The 16,486-nt window shown below is 71.6% G+C and carries 15 protein-coding genes; 11 read left to right on the top strand and 4 right to left on the bottom strand.

Annotated elements, in window-relative coordinates:
- Nucleotides 1-44: 44 nt before the first annotated feature.
- The 3 genes from PUW82_RS04145 to PUW82_RS04135 all read left to right on the top strand — a co-directional run bounded on the left by PUW82_RS04145 (nt 45) and on the right by PUW82_RS04135 (nt 4,375).
- Nucleotides 45-1,904: a beta-glucoside-specific PTS transporter subunit IIABC gene (locus PUW82_RS04145; RefSeq protein WP_274221063.1), complete on the top strand. Its 1,860-nt coding sequence runs from the start codon at nt 45-47 to the stop codon at nt 1,902-1,904.
- A gap of 76 nt (nt 1,905-1,980) precedes the next feature.
- Nucleotides 1,981-3,396 (top strand): glycoside hydrolase family 1 protein, encoded by a 1,416-nt coding sequence (locus PUW82_RS04140; RefSeq protein WP_274221062.1) that lies wholly within the window; start codon nt 1,981-1,983, stop codon nt 3,394-3,396.
- A 103-nt stretch (nt 3,397-3,499) separates the two neighbouring features.
- Nucleotides 3,500-4,375: an HAD family hydrolase gene (locus tag PUW82_RS04135; RefSeq protein ID WP_274221061.1), complete on the top strand. Its 876-nt coding sequence runs from the start codon at nt 3,500-3,502 to the stop codon at nt 4,373-4,375.
- Nucleotides 4,376-4,406: 31 nt separating this feature from the next.
- On the opposite strand, the gene mmuM is transcribed toward PUW82_RS04135, so the two are convergent.
- Nucleotides 4,407-5,294 (bottom strand): homocysteine S-methyltransferase, encoded by an 888-nt coding sequence (gene mmuM, locus PUW82_RS04130; RefSeq protein WP_274221060.1) that lies wholly within the window; start codon nt 5,292-5,294, stop codon nt 4,407-4,409.
- Nucleotides 5,295-5,368: 74 nt separating this feature from the next.
- Between mmuM and PUW82_RS04125 the strand changes: the two genes are divergently transcribed.
- Entirely contained in the window at nt 5,369-6,238 is an 870-nt protein-coding gene (locus PUW82_RS04125; RefSeq protein WP_274221059.1) for a Cof-type HAD-IIB family hydrolase, read from the top strand.
- Nucleotides 6,238-6,720, top strand: a complete 483-nt coding sequence (locus tag PUW82_RS04120; protein ID WP_274221058.1) for a GNAT family N-acetyltransferase — start codon at nt 6,238-6,240, stop codon at nt 6,718-6,720. Before PUW82_RS04125 ends, PUW82_RS04120 begins: the two co-directional genes overlap by 1 nt.
- Before the next feature lie 18 nt (nt 6,721-6,738).
- Here PUW82_RS04120 and PUW82_RS04115 read toward each other — a convergent pair whose 3' ends face one another.
- A complete protein-coding gene (locus PUW82_RS04115) occupies nt 6,739-7,428 on the bottom strand; it encodes a GntR family transcriptional regulator (RefSeq protein WP_274221057.1) in 690 nt (229 codons plus the stop codon).
- Nucleotides 7,429-7,616: 188 nt separating this feature from the next.
- Between PUW82_RS04115 and PUW82_RS04110 the strand changes: the two genes are divergently transcribed.
- The 6 genes from PUW82_RS04110 to PUW82_RS04085 are packed head-to-tail and all read left to right on the top strand — an operon-like array spanning nt 7,617 to nt 14,790.
- Nucleotides 7,617-8,534, top strand: a complete 918-nt coding sequence (locus PUW82_RS04110) for an ABC transporter permease (RefSeq protein ID WP_274221056.1) — start codon at nt 7,617-7,619, stop codon at nt 8,532-8,534.
- Nucleotides 8,531-9,439, top strand: a complete 909-nt coding sequence (locus PUW82_RS04105; protein ID WP_274221055.1) for an ABC transporter permease — start codon at nt 8,531-8,533, stop codon at nt 9,437-9,439. The genes PUW82_RS04110 and PUW82_RS04105 overlap by 4 nt, the downstream gene beginning before the upstream one ends.
- On the top strand, nt 9,436-11,037 hold the full coding sequence (locus tag PUW82_RS04100) for a dipeptide ABC transporter ATP-binding protein (protein ID WP_274221054.1): 1,602 nt from the start codon (nt 9,436-9,438) through the stop codon (nt 11,035-11,037). The genes PUW82_RS04105 and PUW82_RS04100 overlap by 4 nt, the downstream gene beginning before the upstream one ends.
- Complete coding sequence (locus tag PUW82_RS04095) at nt 11,034-12,581, top strand: ABC transporter substrate-binding protein (RefSeq protein ID WP_274221053.1); 1,548 nt, start codon at nt 11,034-11,036, stop codon at nt 12,579-12,581. Before PUW82_RS04100 ends, PUW82_RS04095 begins: the two co-directional genes overlap by 4 nt.
- The gene (locus PUW82_RS04090; RefSeq protein WP_274221052.1) at nt 12,578-13,798 is read left to right on the top strand and encodes an amidohydrolase family protein; all 1,221 of its coding nucleotides are present in this window, start codon (nt 12,578-12,580) and stop codon (nt 13,796-13,798) included. Before PUW82_RS04095 ends, PUW82_RS04090 begins: the two co-directional genes overlap by 4 nt.
- Nucleotides 13,795-14,790, top strand: coding sequence for an ornithine cyclodeaminase family protein (locus PUW82_RS04085; protein ID WP_274221051.1), 996 nt, complete (start codon nt 13,795-13,797; stop codon nt 14,788-14,790). Before PUW82_RS04090 ends, PUW82_RS04085 begins: the two co-directional genes overlap by 4 nt.
- A 27-nt stretch (nt 14,791-14,817) precedes the next feature.
- On the opposite strand, the gene PUW82_RS04080 is transcribed toward PUW82_RS04085, so the two are convergent.
- Both PUW82_RS04080 and PUW82_RS04075 read right to left on the bottom strand, forming a co-directional pair.
- On the bottom strand, nt 14,818-15,660 hold the full coding sequence (locus PUW82_RS04080) for an SDR family oxidoreductase (RefSeq protein WP_274221050.1): 843 nt from the start codon (nt 15,658-15,660) through the stop codon (nt 14,818-14,820).
- Nucleotides 15,657-16,442, bottom strand: a complete 786-nt coding sequence (locus tag PUW82_RS04075; protein WP_274221049.1) for an enoyl-CoA hydratase/isomerase family protein — start codon at nt 16,440-16,442, stop codon at nt 15,657-15,659. Before PUW82_RS04075 ends, PUW82_RS04080 begins: the two co-directional genes overlap by 4 nt.
- Nucleotides 16,443-16,486 lie beyond the last annotated feature (44 nt).

The raw sequence follows: 16,486 nt of genomic DNA, 5'->3' as shown, positions 1-16,486 counted from the left end.
CAACCCGAGAGCCGCGATGCTGCGGCAGAAAGCGAGCAGTCCCGATGGATTACTCGAAGACCGCGGCCGGCGTCCTCCAGGGCGTCGGCGGCGAGGAGAACGTTCGTTCCCTCGTGCACTGCGCAACCCGACTGCGCTTCGTGCTGAAGGACGAGTCCCGCGCCGACAGCGCCGCCGTCAAGGCCGTGCCCGGCGTCGTCACCGTCGCTCAGGCGGGCGGCCAGTACCAGGTCGTCATCGGCAACGACGTGCCCGACGTCTACGCCGAGATCGGCAAGATGACGAAGCTGGGCGCGGGCGGCGACGACAACGCCGACGACGCCCCGAAGGGCAACCTCTTCAACCGCTTCATCTCGATGATCTCGGCGATCTTCACGCCGCTGCTGTGGGCCCTGGCCGGTACCGGCCTGCTGAAGGCGTTCCTCGCCGCGGCGGTCACGTTCGGCTGGATCGGCACCGACAACTCCACCTACGCGGTGCTCAACGCCCTGTCGGACGGTCTCATCAACTTCCTGCCGATGGCGCTGGCCTTCACCGCCGCGCGTTACTTCAAGGCGAACGAGTTCACCGCGTTCGCGATCGCCGCCGCCCTGCTCTACCCCACCATCACGCCGCTCGTCGGCGTCGAGGGCCTGACGTTCTTCGGCATCCCCTTCACGATGGTCACCTACGTCTCGAGCGTCATCCCGATCATCGTGATCGTCTGGCTGCAGAGCCACGCCGAGAAGTTCCTCTACGCGAAGCTGCCCGGCGCCGTCCGCCGCTTCGTGACGCCCATGATCGTCGTGCTCCTCGCGGTCCCGATTGTCTTCGTCGTCATCGGCCCGATCTCGGCCATCCTCAGCGGCGCGCTGGGCAACGGCATCGGCTGGGTGTTCGAGAACGCTCCGTGGGCCGGTGGCGCCATCATGGGCGGGTTCTGGCAGGTCTTCGTCATCTTCGGTCTGCACTGGGGCCTCGTGCCGCTGTTCACGCTGGAGTACCAGACCACCGGTCAGATCCTCCTCATCGGTCCGGTCTTCGCCGCCGTCCTCGCGCAGGCCGCCGCCGTCGCCGGCGTGTGGGTGCGCGCCCGCAACAAGAACCTCAAGTCGCTCGCCGCGCCCGCAACCCTGTCGGGCTTCCTCGCCGGCATCACCGAGCCCGCCATCTACGGCATCAACCTGCCCCTCAAGCGCCCCTTCGCCTTCGGCATCGTGGGCGGCGTGATCGGTGGCGCGATCATCGCCATGGGCGGCGTCTTCTCGACCGCGTTCGTCGTGCCCTCGGGCCTCGCCCTGCCGGCTCTGTTCGGCAACGGCAACATGGTCATGCTGATCATCGGCCTCGCCGCCGCGATCGCCATCCCGTTCCTGCTCACCGCGATCGTCGGCTTCACGGAGCCGGAAGAGGATGCCGCGCCGGCGGCCGCCCCCGCCGTATCCGGCAACGACGTCGTCGTGCTCAGCCCCGTCGACGGCACGGTCGTGCCGCTCAGCGAGACCCCCGATGCGGCCTTCGCCGAGGGCAGCCTCGGTGACGGTGTCGCGATCAAGCCGCGTTCGGGTGCCGTCTACGCCCCCTTCGACGCGGTCGTGGCCGCGGCGTTCCCAACCGGTCACGCGATCGGCCTCCGTCACGCCGACGGCGCCGAGGTGCTGATCCACATCGGCATCGACACGGTCAAGCTCGCCGGTGCGCACTTCGACGTCAAGGTCACCACCGGCCAGGAGGTCAAGGCCGGCGACCTGCTCGTCGAGTTCGACGGCGACGCGATCGAGCGTGCCGGCTACGACCTCACCACGCCGGTGATCGTCACCAACGGCGAGCTGTACCCGGGCCTGGCGAGCCGCGCGAGCGGTCCGATCGGACACGGCGAGCCGCTGTTCACGGCGGTCTCGGTCGAGTCGACGCTGACCGCGTAACCCGCATCCCCCCGGTGGGGGCGCGGACCCGACCGCGCCCCCGCCCTTCCGAATCGCGATACGAAACGAGAGAGATATGAGCAGCATCACCTTCCCCGACGGATTCCTCTGGGGCGGCGCGACCGCCGCGAACCAGCTCGAGGGCGCCTACGACGAAGGCGGCAAGGGGCTGTCGGTCCAGGACGTCATGCCCCGGGGCATCGTGGGCGCGCGCACCGCCGAGCCGACTCCCGACAACCTCAAGCTGGTCGGCATCGACTTCTACCACCGCTACGCCGAGGACATCGCGCTCTTCGCCAAGATGGGCTTCACGACCTTCCGCTTCTCGATCGCCTGGAGCCGCATATTCCCGCAGGGCGACGAGACCGAGCCCAACGAAGAGGGCCTCGCCTTCTACGACCGCGTGCTCGACGAGCTCGAGAAGCACGGCATCGAGCCCCTCGTGACGATCTCGCACTACGAGACGCCGCTGCACCTGGCCGAGACGTACGACGGCTGGACCGACCGCCGGCTCATCGGCTTCTACGAGAACTACGCGCGCACCCTGTTCGAGCGCTATGGCGCACGGGTGAAGTACTGGCTCACCTTCAACGAGATCAACTCGCTGCTGCACGCCCCCTTCATGTCGGGCGGCATCAACACCCCGAAGGAGCAGCTGAGCGAGCAGCAGCTGTACCAGGCCATGCACCACGAGCTCGTCGCGTCCGCCCGCGCGACCCGCATCGCCCGCGAGGTCGCCCCGAACGCGCAGGTCGGCTGCATGGTGCTGTCGATGCCCGTGTACCCGCTGAGCCCGTCGCCCGCCGACGCCCTCGAGGTCATGGCGTTCGACCACTCGAACCTCGTCTACGGCGACGTCCACACGCGCGGCGTCTACCCCGGGTACTTCCTGCGGACGTTGAGCGAGAAGGGCATCGAGCTCGACATCACCGACGAGGACCGCGACGACCTGACCAACACGGTCGACTTCGTGTCGTTCAGCTACTACATGTCGGTCGCCGCGACCGCCGACCCCGCGAAGAAGGCCACGGGCGAGGGCAACATCATGGGCGGCGTGCCGAACCCCACGCTCGAAGCGAGCGAGTGGGGCTGGCAGATCGACCCGATCGGCCTGCGGCTCGTGCTCAACCAGTTCTGGGACCGGTGGCAGAAGCCGCTGTTCATCGTCGAGAACGGCCTGGGCGCGAAGGACCAGCTCGTCGAGGTCGACGGCGTCAAGACCGTCATCGACGACTACCGCATCGCGTACCTCAACGACCACCTCGTGCAGGTCGGTGAGGCCATCGCCGACGGCGTCGAGGTCATGGGCTACACGCCCTGGGGCTGCATCGACCTCGTCAGCGCCTCGACGGCGCAGCTGAGCAAGCGCTACGGCTTCATCTACGTCGACCGCAACGATGACGGATCGGGCACGCTCGAGCGCTTCGAGAAGAAGTCCTTCGGCTGGTACGCCGAGGTCATTCGGACCAACGGAGTCGCGCTGACCCGCTGACCCGACGGCGCGGCATCCGCCCGCCTCACCCGACCGGGCGCGGTCGCGGGGCCCTCCTTCTGGCCCGCGGCCGCGCCCTTCTCTTCGCCCCGAGAGGATAGCCATGACCCCGTCCCCCGTCCGCCGCCGCGCCGTCTTCCTCGACGTCGACGGCACTCTGCTGCAGGACGGCACCCGCCTGCCCCCGAGCGCGGTCGCGGCGGTGCGCCGCGCCCGAGAGAACGGCCACCTCGTCCTCCTCAGCACCGGACGCGGCATGGCCGAGCTGCGCGGCCCCATCCTCGACATCGGCTTCGACGGTGCCGTCACCAACGGCGGCGCCTTCGCGAACGTCGGCGACGAGCTCATCGTCTCGCGCCTGATGTCGGCGTCCGAGATCGCCCGACTCGCCCAGGAGTTCGAGGCCCGTGGCATCCACTGGTACTTCCAGTCGTACGACCGCCTCTTCGCCAGCCCCGGGTTGCCGGCGGTGCTCGCCGACCGGCTCGAGCGCGACCGCCTCCTGCACACGGAGCGGGCGCGCGCCGCCGGGCTCGACCCGGACGAGCTCGAGTTCTTCAGCGTCGGCATGAAGACCTTCGACGACGACATCCACTTCTCCGACGCCGAGGTCGCCAAGGCCGTCATCCTCGGCGACGACGCGCAGGCCGTCGCCGACCTGCTCGCCGAACTCGCACCCGACTTCGCCGTCGTCTCGGGGACGATCCCGCTTCCGGAAGGGAGCTCGGGCGAGGTCGCGCCGCGCGGGGTCAACAAGGGCGCCGCGATCCTCGAGGTGCTTGCTCATCTCGGGGTCGACCCGGTCGACGCGATCGGCATCGGCGACAACTGGAACGACGCCGAGATGTTCGAGGTGTGCGGCACCTCGATCGCGATGGGCAACGCCGACCCCGCCGTGCAGGCCCTCGCCGACGAGGTCACGACCGCCATCGACGACGACGGCATCCACCACGCGTTCGTCCGCCACGGCCTGATCTGACCGCGCGAACGACGGCCCGATGAGCGACGACTCAGCGCCGGGCGTGGAGGCGCGCGGCGAGTGCCGCGGTGTCGTCGGGCGTCGTGCGGCAGCAGCCGCCGATGAGTCGCGCGCCGGCGGCGAGCCAGCCGTCGAGGCCGATGAGCGGCAGGCCCGGCTCTCCCGACCACGTCCGCGCCGCGGCATCCCACGTCTCGCCGCTGTTGGGGTACACGACGAAGGGCACGGCCACCGGATCGGCGAGCGCGGACGCGACGGTCTCGGGCGGGCAGCAGTTGACACCGACGGCGATCACCCCCGCGATGCGCGCGCTCGCGGCCAGGGTCTCGCGCAGTGACGCCGCGTCGAACGCACGGCTCGCCGCCGACAGGGCGACCCACGACGGGATGCCGATGCCGTCGATCGCCCGCATCACCGCCTCGGCCTCGGCGGGCGAGGCGATCGTCTCGATGGCCAGGACGTCCGGCTCGGCGTCGACGATCGCCTCGAGCCGCCGCCGGTGCCAGCGCTCGAGCTCGGCGACCGACAGGCCGTCGTCGCCGGTGTACTCGCTGCCGTCCGCGCGGGTGGCACCGTACGGACCCACGGATGCCGCCACCCAGGCGTCCCGCCCGGCCTCGGCCGCACCCTCGCGGGCGACGCGCACCGACAGGTGCAGCAGGCGACGCGTCTGCGCGGCGTCGAAGCCGGCGGCGGCGAGATTGTCGAACCCGATCTGGTACGAACCCGTCGTGAGCACCTCGGCGCCGGCGGCGGCGTAACGCGCGTGCGCGGACCGGACGGCGGCGGGCGTCTCGGCCAGCACCCGCGCCGACCACAGCTCGCCCGTGACGTCGTGTCCCGCCGCCTCGAGCGTGGTGCCCAGACCCCCGTCGAGCACGACCGGGCCGGTGACCAGAGCGGTGCGCAGGTCGAGCATGTCGTCACTCTAAGTGGCGGTGCGACCGCGACCGTTCACCGTCTGCCCATGCGACGCCGCATTACGCTGGAGGGGTGACGTCGGAATCTCGCATCATCTTCCTCGACGTCGACGGCACCATCCTCGCGCACGGCGAGACGATCGCCCCCTCGACGGTCTCCGCGGTACGCGCCGCGCGCGACCGCGGGCACCTCGTCTACCTGTGCACGGGCCGCGCCGCCGGCGACATCCACCCCCGCGTGCTCGACATCGGCTTCGACGGAGCGATCTCGAACGGGGGTGCGCTCGCCGTCGTCGGCGACGAGACCGTCCTCGCCGAGACGATGCCGCGGGCCGCCGTCGAACGCGTCATGTCGTACTTCGACGAGCAGGGCACGCGCTACTTCATCCAGTCGCACGCGGGCGTCTACGCCAGCGCGGGCGTGCGCTCGTTCATCGCCGACTTCATCGCGGAACGGCGCCGTCGACACGAGGACGACCAGTCCACCGTCGCCCTCGCCGAGGACGTCGTCGCCGCGCCGAGCTTCACGCCCGTCGAAGAGGCCGACCTCGACCGCATCGCCAAGGCGGTCTTCGTCAGCGCCGACCCCGACGCCGTCGAGAAGACCCAGCGGGCGCTCGGCGACGACTTCCACGTCATCCCCGGCAGCATGCCGCTGCCGACGGGGTCGAACGGCGAAGTCGGCATGCGCGGCACGAACAAGGGCACCGGGATCGCGGCCGTCCTCGCGCACCTGGGACGTGACGCATCCGACGCGGTCGGCATCGGCGACAGCTGGAACGACGTCGAGATGTTCGAGGTGTGCGGCACCGCCATCGCGATGGCCGAAGCCGACCCCGCCCTGCAGCGGATCGCCGGCGAGGTCACGACGGGCGTGCTCGACGACGGCATCTGGAACGCGTTCGCCCGCCACGGGCTCATCGACCCCCGGACGGCCGCCTGATGTCGGCGGAGACCGACGGGCGCAGCATCCGTCCCATCGTCCCCGATGATGCCGGCGAGGTGCTCACCCTGCAGCGCGCCGCTTTCGTCTCGGAGGCGCTCATCTACGACGCGGCCGACATGCCGCCGCTGACCCAGACGCTCGACGAGCTGCGCGCCGAGCTCGAGGACAACCTCGGCTGCGTCGCGCTGACGGACGGCCGCATCGTCGGCTCGGTCCGCGCACGCGTCGACGGCGACCTGCTGCTGATCGGACGCATCGCGATCGCTCCCGACCAGCAGGGCGCCGGGATCGGCACCGCCCTGCTCGCTGCCGTCGAAGAGCGCGGCCGCACGGCGGGAGCACGCGAGGCGGAGCTGTTCACCGGTTCCCTCAGCGAGGCCAACCTGCGCCTGTACGAGCGCGAGGGCTACGTCGAGTCCGAGCGCGTGCCGCACGACGACGGCACGTTCCAGGTGTTCCTGCGCAAGCAGCTCGGCTGAGTCCGCGTCTGCCCGGCGTCAGGCCGGCGTCGAGCCGCGGCGGCGGCGGGGCACCGGTTGCGCGGGCAGCCGGTCCGCGAGCCGGGGCAGGGACTCGACGCGACCGCGCTCGACGTGGGATGCGGCCAGGGCGAACGCCAGGTCGGCATGCCCGCCCAGGATCGCCTCGACGATCTCGTCGTGCTCGTCCCATCGCCCCTGCGTGTCGCGCTCCGGCGTCAGCCGGAACAGCCAGCGGGTGCGGCCCGTCAGCAACCCGCTCATCCGCAGCAGCAGGCGGTGCGCGGCGAGCGCGAAGATCTCCTCGTGCAGGTCGGAGTTGCGCGTCGACGCGGGCGCGTCGTCGTCGTGGACGACGTGTGCGACCTCCAACGCCGCCACCAGGTGGGTCGTGTCAGCCCCTGCGGCGGCGCGCCGTGCGGCGAGGGATGCCGCGAACGGCTCGAGCTGCATGCGCATGTCGAACAGCTCGACCGCGTCGTCGAGCGTGAAGGTGTGGACGATGGCCGCGCGGCGATGAGACGACGAGACGAAGCCCTCGGACTCGAGCAGCTGCAGCGCCTCGCGCACCGGCACCCGTGAGACCCCGAGCTGCTCGGCGACGTCACGCTCACCGAGTTTGTCGCCCATCGCGATGTCGCCGGTGATGATCCGCTCCCGCAGGGCGTGCGCGATGCGCCGGCCCGCGGCATCCGTCTCGTCGTCCACCCGACCATCCTGGCAGGTTCGTCGAGGAAGGGGCGCACCACGGTTTGGTATCCCAGATGGGGCTTCTACGCCTTGTTTATTTCGGTTCGTCGCCATTCGGTACGCCAAAATGACACGGGCGTAAGGGTTGTGTTGCGTGTTCGTTACGCGTCCGGATCCGGCCGGAGGCGTGCCATAGCGTCTGGCTCGTGCTCCCCTTCCTCCTCCGCCGCCTCGGGCTCGCCGTCGCCACGATCTTCTTGGTGGTGACCGTCGGCTTCGTCCTCGGCCGACTCACCGGCGCACCCGGGGCCCTGCTCCTACCCGACAACGCCTCCGCCGCCGAGGTGGACGCCCTCAACGCCAGCCTCGGATTCGACCGGCCCATCGTGCTGCAGTACCTCGACTTCCTCGGCGGGCTCTTCGTCGGCGACTTCGGCGACTCGTACCGGCGGCACGAATCGGCGCTCGGGCTCGTCCTCGAGCGGGTGCCCGCGACCGTCGAGCTGGCGTTCTGGGCCTTCGTCGTCGGCTTCGCCCTCGCCCTCGTCGCGGCCCTCGCGATCCAGCTGACGGGCAGTCGCCTGCTGCGGGCGATCGTGGGCTGGAGCGGAGCAATCCGCCAGTCCGTACCCGACTTCTTCTTCGCGCTGCTGCTGGTGCTGGTCTTCTCGGTGCTGCTCGGGGTGCTGCCCTCCCTGGGCCGCACGAGTCCCGCGAGCCTCGTGCTGCCGGTCATCACGCTGGCGACCGGGCAGTTCGTGATGTACCTGCGGCTGCTGGATGCCGCTTTGAGCGAGCAGGCTGAGCAGGACTACGTCCGCACCGCCTTCGCGCAGGGCCGCAGCCGCGCCGCCATCCTGCTCACCCAGATGCTGCCGAACGCGCTGGCCCCGGTGCTGGGGATGGCCGGGCTGAACCTGGGCGGGCTGCTCGGCGGCACCGTCGTGGTGGAGGTCGTGTTCGCCTGGCCGGGCCTCGGCAGCCTGCTCACCGACGCGGTGAGCCAACGCGACTTCCCCATCGTGCAGGCCGGCCTGCTCTTCGTCGCCGTGATGTTCGTGCTCGTGAACACGCTCGTCGACGTCCTCGTCTCCCGCATCGACACCCGGACGGCTCACTCATGACCCTCACGCCCGTCGCTCCCGCACCCGTCACCGGTGCGCCCACCGACGCTGCAGCGACCGCCCGCGCTCCGCGCCTGCAGCTGCGGCCCTCGGCCGTTGTCGGGTTCGCCATGGTCGGCGCGGTGATCGCACTCGCGGCTCTCCGCCCGATCCTGCCGGGCTTCGACCCGATGGGTCAGGACCTCTCGCGTGCGCTGCTGCCGCCCTTCACCGATGCCGCACATCCGCTCGGCACCGATCCGCTGGGGCGCGACCTGCTCAGCCGCGTCGCCCTGGCCTCGTCGGTGACCCTCGGGATCACCCTCGCCATCGTCGCCCTCAACGCCGTCATCGGCACCACCGTCGGCATCGTCTCGGGGTACTTCGGCGGCCGGCTCGAGGCCGGGCTCACGGTCGTGTCGAACACCGTGCTCGCGATGCCGGTGGTGCTCCTGCTCATCGCCATCTGCGCCGTCGTCTCACCCAGCGCGGGCCTGACGATCCTCGTCGTGGGGTGCACGTGGTGGGTGGGCTACGCCCGCGTCACCCGCAACATCGCCGCAGCGCTCCGCCGGCAGGACTTCGTCGTGGCGCCGCTCACGCAGGGGGCCGACACGTTCTGGACCATCACCCGGCACGTGGTGCCGAACGTGTGGCCGCACACCCTGATCATCGCCGCGACGGACATCGCGACGATCGTGCTCATCGAGGCCTCGCTCGAGTACCTCGGCCTCGGCGTGCAGCCGCCCACGCCCAGCTGGGGCGCGATGATCTTCGACGGCCAGAAGTACCTCGCGACCGATCCCTGGCTCGTCATCCTGCCGGGGCTCGTGATGTTCCTCGCCGTCGCCGGTGCGCAGTTCGTCAGTCAGCAGTTCACCGCAGAGGCGCGCGGCGCCCTGCTGCGCAAGGGAGGCCGGCGATGACCGCAGTTCTCACGATCGACGACCTCTCGCTCGAGGCCGTGACGCCCGGCGGCATCCGTCCGCTCGTCTCGGGGGTGTCGCTCGAGGTCGCTCGGGGGCGCGCTCTCGGCATCGTCGGCGAGTCCGGGTCGGGCAAGAGCCTCACGATGCTCGCCACGATGGGACTGCTGCCCGACGGCGTGCGGATCGCGGGCGGGCGCATCCGCCTCGACGGGCGCGATGTCACCGCACTCAGCGACCGCGAGCTGCGCTCGACGCGGGGCCGGGTGGCGGCGATGATCTTCCAGGACCCGATGTCGTCGCTCAATCCGCTGCGCGCGGTCGGTGCCCAGGTGGCCGACGCGGTCCGCGTCCACGCCCCCGGCCTCGGCCGTGCCGGCGCCCGGCGACGCGCGGTGGAGCTGCTCGCGTCGGTCGGCGTCCGCGATGCCGCCGAGCGCGCCGCCTCGCGCCCGCACCAGTGGTCGGGTGGGATGCGGCAGCGCGCGATGATCGCGATGGCGATCGCCCACGATCCCCTGCTGCTCATCGCCGACGAGCCGACCACAGCGCTCGATGTCACCGTGCAGGCGCAGGTGATGGCCCTGCTCGACGAGGTCCGCGAGCGCACCGGGTCGGCGCTGGCGCTCATCACCCATGACCTCGGCCTCGTCGGCGAGCACACCGACGACATCGCGGTCATGCGGGCGGGGCGCATCGTCGAGCGGGGCATCACCGCCGGCGTGCTGTCGGCGCCGACCGAGGAGTACACGCAGCGGCTGCTCGCAGCGATCCCGTCGGCCCACGAGCCGCCGAGCCGAGCGGCGCGTCCGGAGGAGACGGCGGAGGTCGCCCTCGCGGTCACCGACCTCGTCGTGGAATACCCCGGCCGGCGCCGCGAGGCCGTGCGGGCCGTCGACGGCGTCTCGCTGCAGGTCCGAGCGGGCGAGACGCTCGCCGTCGTCGGCGAGTCCGGCTGCGGCAAGTCCTCGCTCCTGCGGGCCATTCTCGGGCTGACTCCGGCGGCATCCGGCAGCATCTCGATCGCCGGGCAGACGGCCGCGCCGGCGATCTCGGGACGCTCGGCGGCCGAACGCGCCCGCGCGCAGATCGTCTTCCAAGACCCGTCCTCCGCCCTCGATCCGCGGCTGAGCGTCGCCGGTTCCGTGGCCGAGCCCCTGCGCGTGCGGCGCGCCCACTCCCCCGCTCGCGTCCGCGAGCTGCTCGCGGGAGTGGGCCTCGACGCATCATTCGACGAGCGCCTGCCGCGGCGCCTCTCGGGCGGGCAGCGGCAGCGCGTCGGCATCGCCCGCGCCCTCGCCCTCGACCCGGCGCTCGTGCTGCTCGACGAGCCCGTCTCCGCCCTCGACGTGTCGATCCAGGCCCAGGTCCTCGACCTCTTGCGCGACCTGCAGCGCGAGCACCGCCTCGCGTACCTGTTCGTCTCGCACGACCTCGGCGTGGTGCGCGGCATCGCCGACCGCGTCGTCGTGATGCAGGGCGGACGCATCGTCGAGGAGGGCCGCACCGAAGACGTGTTCACCGCTCCGCAGCATCCCTACACCCGCACCCTGCTCGACGCCATTCCCCGACTCACCGCTCGAAAGGCACTCACATGACCCGTTCCGCTTCTCGCCGGGCTCTCGCCGGCGGCTCGCTCCTGACCCTCGGAGCGCTCGTACTCGCCGGCTGCGCCGGAGGCTTCGACGAGCCGTCCGGTTCGGCCTCGGGCTCGGGCTCGGCGCAGACCGCCATCACGGCGGCGCTGCCGACCGATCCGACCTCGATGGACCCGATCCGCTCGGGCGCTCTCGTGGTGCTGTCGGTGTTCTTCCACACCCATGACCAGCTCGTGAAGATCACCGCCGAGGGCGAGATGGAGCCCAAGCTCGCGACGGAGTGGTCCGCGAACGCCGACCTCACCCAGTGGGAGTTCACCCTGCAGCCCGACGTGACCGCGAGCAACGGCGAGGAGATCACCGCCGACGACGTCGTCTTCTCGTACGAGACGATCCTCGGCGACCCGACGGGCGAGAACTACGCCTACCTCTCGTCGGTCGAGCGCGTCGAGAAGGTCGACGACCTGACGGTGCGGTTCGTGCTCAAGCAGCCGTTCTCGGCTTTCCCCCGCAACACGTCGCTCATCTCGATCGTGCCCGCCGACACCTATCAGGAGATGGGCCCCGACGCCTATGCTCGCGAGCCGATCGGCTCGGGCCCGTACGTGTTCGAGCGCATCACCCCGGGCGTCACCTACGACCTCGTCCGCAACGAGGACTACTGGGGCGAGGCGCCCGCGATCGAGACCATCTCGCTGCAGCCGGTGTCGTCGGCCGAGTCGCGCGCGAGCGGCGTGCTCTCGGGCGACCTCGACGTCGCACAGATCGGACCCACGCAGGTGTCGAGCATCGAGTCGGCCGGCAACGCGCAGGTGTTCTCGGCGCTGTCGAACGGCGTCGTCTTCCTCGGCGCCAATTCGACGGCGGGAGCCCTGCAGGACGTCCGCATCCGCGAGGCGATCGGCCACGCGATCGACACCGACGCGATCGTCGAGTCGCTGCTGGCCGGCCTCGCCGAACCGGCGAAGGCGATGCTCGCCCCCGCGGTCGAGGGCTACACCGACGACGTCGAGGCGATCGAGTACGACCCCGAGGCTGCCCGCGCCCTGCTCGCCGAGGCGGGCTACGACGGCACGCCGATCCCGTTCGACTACGCCACCGACGGCCGCATCCCGCTCTCGAGCGAGGTCGCTCAAAGCATCCAGGGCTACCTCGAGACCGTCGGCATCGCCGTCGAGATGCGCGGCGCCGACCAGCAGAGCCACACCCTCAAGGTCCGCGGCAAAGAGATGCAGGGCATCTACCTGAACACGTGGGCTCCCTCCACGCTCGACGGCGACCTGCCCCTGACCGACTTCTACGAGCCGGCCGGCAACAACAACTACGCCCAGGACCCGATGACGACGCAGCTCGCCGAACGCCAGCGCGGCGTCGAGGGCACCGAGCGCGAAGACCTCTTCGCCGAGCTGCTCGACTACAGCAACACGCAGGTCTACTTCGTCCCGCTGTACGTCCCGGCCAACAACTTCGCCGCCGGGTCGTCGCTGCAGTGGACCCCGCGCGCCGACGGCCTGTACGACTTCACCGAGACGAGCTTCGAATGACCCGCACCCTCCTCACCCGCATCCGCCCCTGGGGCGGGGCACCGGCCGACGTGACCGTGGACGGCGGCGTCATCACCGGCGTCGCCGCCCCCGGCACCGCCGACGCCGCGTCGGCGACTGTCGTCGACGGGCGCGACCGCATCCTGCTGCCCTCGTTCGCCGACGTGCACGTGCACCTCGACTCCACGCGGGTCGGGCTGCCCTTCCGCCCCCACACGGGCTCGCCGGGCGTGTGGGACATGATGCTCAACGACCGCCGCAACTGGCGGCACGCCGAGGCTTCGATCGGCGAGCGCGTGGCGACGACGCTCGAACGCGCCATCGCTCGCGGCACCACCGCGGTGCGCACCTACGCCCAGGTCGACACGGATGCCGGGCACGAACGCCTCGACGCCGTGCTGGCCGCCCGTGAGGCCAACGCCGGGCGGTGCGACGTCGAGATCATCGCCTTCCCGCAGGCGGGTCTGCTGCGCGAGGCGGGCTCGGCCGACGTCCTGGACGAGGCGATGGCCCGGGGCGCCGATGTCGTCGGCGGCATCGACCCCTGCGCTCTCGACCGCGACCCGGTGCGTCACCTCGACATCGTGTTCGGCATCGCCGAGAAGCACGCCGCGCCCGTCGATATCCACCTGCACGAGCCCGATCAGCTCGCCCGCTTCTCGACCGAGCTGATCATCGAGCGCACGCGCGCGCTCGGGATGCAGGGCCGCGTGACGATCTCGCACGGCTACGGGCTCGGCCGGCTGCCTGACGCGCAGCTGCGTCCGCTCCTCGACGAGCTGCGCGAGCTCGACATCTCGATGGCCACGATCGCACCGCCGACGCCGCTGCCGACCCTGATGCTCGCCGAGTACGGCATCCGGCTCGGGCTCGGTCAGGACGGGCAGCGCGACTACTGGTCGCCCTACGGCAACACCGACATGCTCGACCGCACGTGGCAGCTGGCGTTCACGAACGGGTTCCGCCGCGACGAGGACATCGAGCACTGCGTCGCCATCGCGACCGTCGGCGGCCGCGCCGTCATGGGCCGCGCCGCCGGGCTCGCGGGCGCGACCGACCGGCCCGGCCTGGCCGTCGGCGACCCCGCCGACCTCGTGCTCGTCGCCGGCGACACGGTGACGGCGGCGGTCATGGACCGCTCCCCCGACCGCACCGTGCTCTATCGCGGCGTCGTCGTCGCCGACGGGCTCGAGCTCACCGGCGAGGTCGCCGCGTGACCCTGCTGCTCGGCGCCTCCGAGCTGGAATCGCTCGTCGATCGGGGCGCCACCCTCGAGGCGGTGGCACGCGCCTTCGCCGAGATCGCCGACGGCGGCGCGCATCAGCCCGCTCCCACGTCCATGGCCACTCCCGGCGACTCCGGGCGGTACATCCTCATGGCGGCCGCCTCGGATGCGACGGGCCTGGCCGGGGTCAAGCTGCTCGCCGACGTGCCCGACAACGCCGCACGCGACCTGCCCACGCAGCGGTCGATGATCCTCGTGGTCGATCGGACCGACGGCGCGCCGGTGGCGCTGCTGCACGGCCGCGTCCCCACCCGGGTTCGCACCGCCGCGGCGAGCGCCGTCGCCACGCGTGCCCTCGCCCGCGACGACAGTCGCACGCTCGGGCTGCTCGGAGCCGGTGCGCTGGCCCGCGAGCACGTGCGCCAGCTGCGCGACGTCCGCCCGTTCGACCGCCTCGTCGTGTGGTCGCGCTCCGCCGAGACCGTCGCACGTTTCGCCGCCGATCTCACGCGGGACGGAGACTGGACGGGCGAGATCGTCGCGGCATCCGATCCCCGGACGGTCGTCGAGGCGGCGGATGTCGTCTGCACCCTCACACCGTCGGTCGATCCGGTCCTCGCGGGCGCGTGGCTGCGGGCCGGGCAGCACCTCAACGTCGTCGGCGCGCGTCCGCGTCCCGACGAGCGCGAGGTCGACGGCGCCGCCCTGGCGCGCTCGTCCGTCTGGGTCGACGACCGCGCGACGGCCGAGACGAAGTCGGGCGACCTGCTGCTCGCGGTCGCCGAGGGCGCTCTCACCCTCGGCGACGTCGTCGGAACGCTCGGCGAGGTGCTCACCGGCCGCGTGCGCGGACGCTCGACACCCGACGAGATCACGCTGTTCGACTCCGTCGGCATCGGCGCGCAGGATGTCGCGGTGGCCGCCGTCCTGCTCGAGGCGGCGACCCGGCGCGGTATCGGAACGCGCGTCGACCTCAACGCGTGAGCCGGCCTCACGCACCGGCGCGCGGGCTCAGTCGAGGAACACGTCGGGATAGAGCGCATCGTCGGGCGTGCCGGGGACCGCGGCGTATCCCGAGAAGTCGGTGACACCCGCGGCCTCGAGCACGTCCTCGACGATGAGCGTCTGCCCCGTGTACGTCCGCGCGGGCTGCGTGAGCACCGCGTACGCGCCGTCGGCGTAGATCTCAGGGGTGCGGCTGACGGCCATCATCCGTTCGCCGCCGAGCGAGTACTGCACCGCCGCGGTCGCGATCGTCGTGCGCGGCCACAGCGTGTTGGCCGCGATGCCGTCCGCGGCGAACTCGGCGGCGATTCCGAGCGTCGCCATCGTCATGCCGTACTTCGCGAGCGTGTACCCCGTGTGCGCGCCGAGCCACCGCGGCGACAGGTTCAGCGGCGGCGACAGCGAGAGGATGTGCGGGTTGGCGGCTTCGCGCAGGATCGGCAGCGCCGCCCGCGACAGCAGGAACGTCCCGCGCACGTTGACCGCCTGCATCAGATCGAACCGCTTGGTCCCGAGCTCGAGCGTGCCGGACAGGTCGATCGCCGAGGCGTTGTTGACGACGATGTCGATGCCGCCGAACTCACCCTGGGTCTTCAGCACGGCCTCGGTGATGGAGTCCTCGTCGCGCACATCGCCGACGATCGGCAGCGCCCGCCCGCCCGCTTCCTCGATGGCGGCTGCGGCGGTGTGCACCGTGCCCTCGAGTTTCGGATGCGGCTGATCGGTCTTGGCCACCAGGGCGATGTTGGCGCCGTCTCGGGCGGCGCGCAGCGCGATCGCGAGACCGATGCCGCGGCTTCCTCCCGACATCAGCAGGGTCTTGCCGGCGAGCGGCTGGGGGTCGGTCACGGCTTCTCCTCGGGGCGGGGACGGCGGGTGGATGCGGCGGCGAACGCGTCGATGCGCACGCGTGCCTCGTCGGTGTCGAAACGTCCGCCGATGGTGCGGGCCTCGTCCTCGAGGCTGTCGGCGAACGAGCGCTGCCCGCCGGCGCGCACCAGGCGCTTGGCCTGGCCGAAGGCGGCGGTCGCGCCGTCGAGCCAGGACGCGGCGATCGCCGTCGCGCGCGCGGCGGGATCAGGGTCGACCTCGGTCACGAGGCCCCACTCGCGGGCGGTCTCGGCGTCGAGGCCGGTGTCGTGCAGCAGCAGCTGCAGCGCGCGGCGCTGACCCACGGCGGCGGGAAGCAGCGTCGATACGCCCAGATCGGGCGTGAGGCCGATGTTGGCGTACTTGCTGACGAACACCGCCGACGGTGCGGCCACGATGTAGTCGGCGACGAGCATGATGCCGAGCCCGCCGCCGGCGACGGCGCCCTGCACCGCCGCGACGATCGGCACCGCGCTCGCGGTCAGCGCCGCGATGCCGTCGGTGATCACCCGCGCCATCGCGGTGACCTCGCCTCCGCCCAGACCCGAGGTCGACATCGACACGACGTCGCCGCCGGCGCAGAAGGCCCGCCCGGCCGCGTCGAGGATGACGGCTCCGATCGTCTCGTCGGCCGCCACCTCGGTCGCGACCTCCCGCCACCGCTCAGCCATCTCGGCGTCGACGGCGTTCAGCGAGGCGGGCCGGTTCAGCGTGATGCGGGCGAGCGCTCCCTCGCGGCTCAGCAGGACGGTGTCGCTCATCGGTCTCCTCGTGGGGGTCGGGCGGCGGGCGGCGGGGCGCTCGT

This window comes from Microbacterium thalli (genome assembly GCF_028737325.1).
Taxonomy (GTDB): domain Bacteria; phylum Actinomycetota; class Actinomycetes; order Actinomycetales; family Microbacteriaceae; genus Microbacterium; species Microbacterium thalli.
This window is presented reverse-complemented; position numbering and strand designations above follow the sequence as displayed.

What these genes read in the sequence shown, in the direction of transcription:
- PUW82_RS04145 (WP_274221063.1), top strand. Translation starts at nt 45, where the DNA reads ATGGATTACTCGAAGACCGCGGCCGGCGTCCTCCAGGGCGTCGGCGGC.
- PUW82_RS04140 (WP_274221062.1), top strand. Translation starts at nt 1,981, where the DNA reads ATGAGCAGCATCACCTTCCCCGACGGATTCCTCTGGGGCGGCGCGACC.
- PUW82_RS04135 (WP_274221061.1), top strand. Translation starts at nt 3,500, where the DNA reads ATGACCCCGTCCCCCGTCCGCCGCCGCGCCGTCTTCCTCGACGTCGAC.
- mmuM (WP_274221060.1), bottom strand. Translation starts at nt 5,294, where the DNA reads ATGCTCGACCTGCGCACCGCTCTGGTCACCGGCCCGGTCGTGCTCGAC.
- PUW82_RS04120 (WP_274221058.1), top strand. Translation starts at nt 6,238, where the DNA reads ATGTCGGCGGAGACCGACGGGCGCAGCATCCGTCCCATCGTCCCCGAT.
- PUW82_RS04105 (WP_274221055.1), top strand. Translation starts at nt 8,531, where the DNA reads ATGACCCTCACGCCCGTCGCTCCCGCACCCGTCACCGGTGCGCCCACC.
- PUW82_RS04100 (WP_274221054.1), top strand. Translation starts at nt 9,436, where the DNA reads ATGACCGCAGTTCTCACGATCGACGACCTCTCGCTCGAGGCCGTGACG.
- PUW82_RS04095 (WP_274221053.1), top strand. Translation starts at nt 11,034, where the DNA reads ATGACCCGTTCCGCTTCTCGCCGGGCTCTCGCCGGCGGCTCGCTCCTG.
- PUW82_RS04090 (WP_274221052.1), top strand. Translation starts at nt 12,578, where the DNA reads ATGACCCGCACCCTCCTCACCCGCATCCGCCCCTGGGGCGGGGCACCG.
- PUW82_RS04075 (WP_274221049.1), bottom strand. Translation starts at nt 16,442, where the DNA reads ATGAGCGACACCGTCCTGCTGAGCCGCGAGGGAGCGCTCGCCCGCATC.